Source organism: Thalassotalea sp. G20_0 (assembly GCF_017744175.1).
Taxonomy (GTDB): Bacteria; Pseudomonadota; Gammaproteobacteria; order Pseudomonadales; family Endozoicomonadaceae; genus Endozoicomonas.
The window spans coordinates 1-930 of sequence record NZ_JAGHQV010000279.1; the positions used below are offsets into that span (position 1 = coordinate 1).

Annotated in this window: 1 protein-coding gene; it reads right to left on the minus strand. The window is 48.5% G+C overall.

Features of this window, described 5'->3' with window-relative positions:
- Nucleotides 1-922: type ISP restriction/modification enzyme (locus J7438_RS26040; RefSeq protein WP_353620199.1), on the minus strand; the 922-nt coding region annotated here is incomplete at its 3' end.
- Nucleotides 923-930 lie beyond the last annotated feature (8 nt).

Genomic DNA, 930 nt, shown 5'->3' on the forward strand with positions numbered 1-930 from the left:
GTTGCAGCCATTGTTCTTTAGTGGTTTCTGGATTGGTCATTGGAGCCTCCATGTAATCAGAGGCTTTATGATCCTTGATCAAATCTGAGCAGGGTAGGACGTGGGTTATTTTGGCGCTTACGCTGGTTTTGTCTGTCTTCACGCACTGGCGCTCTATCACCCACTCAATCGCCGGTTTGCCATTCACAACGTAGTCGTAGGCTTCCACCGGAATATCGCTGATGCTAATGTGAGGGTTGTAGATAACCTTGGTCAGATCATTAACCGACTTGCCCTCGTCGTTTTTCACTTTCGGGTGTTTCATTTTCTCGACCCGGTAGTAGGCGACTGGGTCAGGCTTATTACCTGTCTCCTCCACCATCGCCTTGTATGGCGCTACCTTCTCATAATTGAGGTGCCAGTGTGCCAGCTCGCGCCCAGCCTCGGAGAAGCTCCAGAAGCCCTCTATGGTCTTCACACGGGGAATGCGGGGCAGCTCTTTACTCAGGTTATCGGCGTAGCGGTCACGGTACTCTTGGGAGTGCAACAGCCCGTAGACGTAGTAGAAAATGTCTTCCTTACTGACCTGCTCGCCGGGGTAGGCTTCCTGGAAGTGTTGTAAACCTTCGTCGGTGATTGCATCGCGGCGCTTTAGTGGTGTTGGTTCTTCATCTCCATAAGAGAAACCAGTTTGTGGACTTTCATCCTTGGTTGACGTTTTCCCATAAAGGTAAAGAGGGAAGCACTGAGAGCCACCGTCGGTCTGAAGCTCAGGTACGCTATTCATAATTAAGGCAAACTGTCCCTCTTGATTCCAGCGTTGCTTAATCATAATTACTAAATTTTCCACACTATAATGTGGAAAAATAGTTGGCATATGACCAGCACGATGCATGAGAGATAGATCAAAATAAACCCACTGCTTTGTATAAGGTCGATACATGGCAGTAA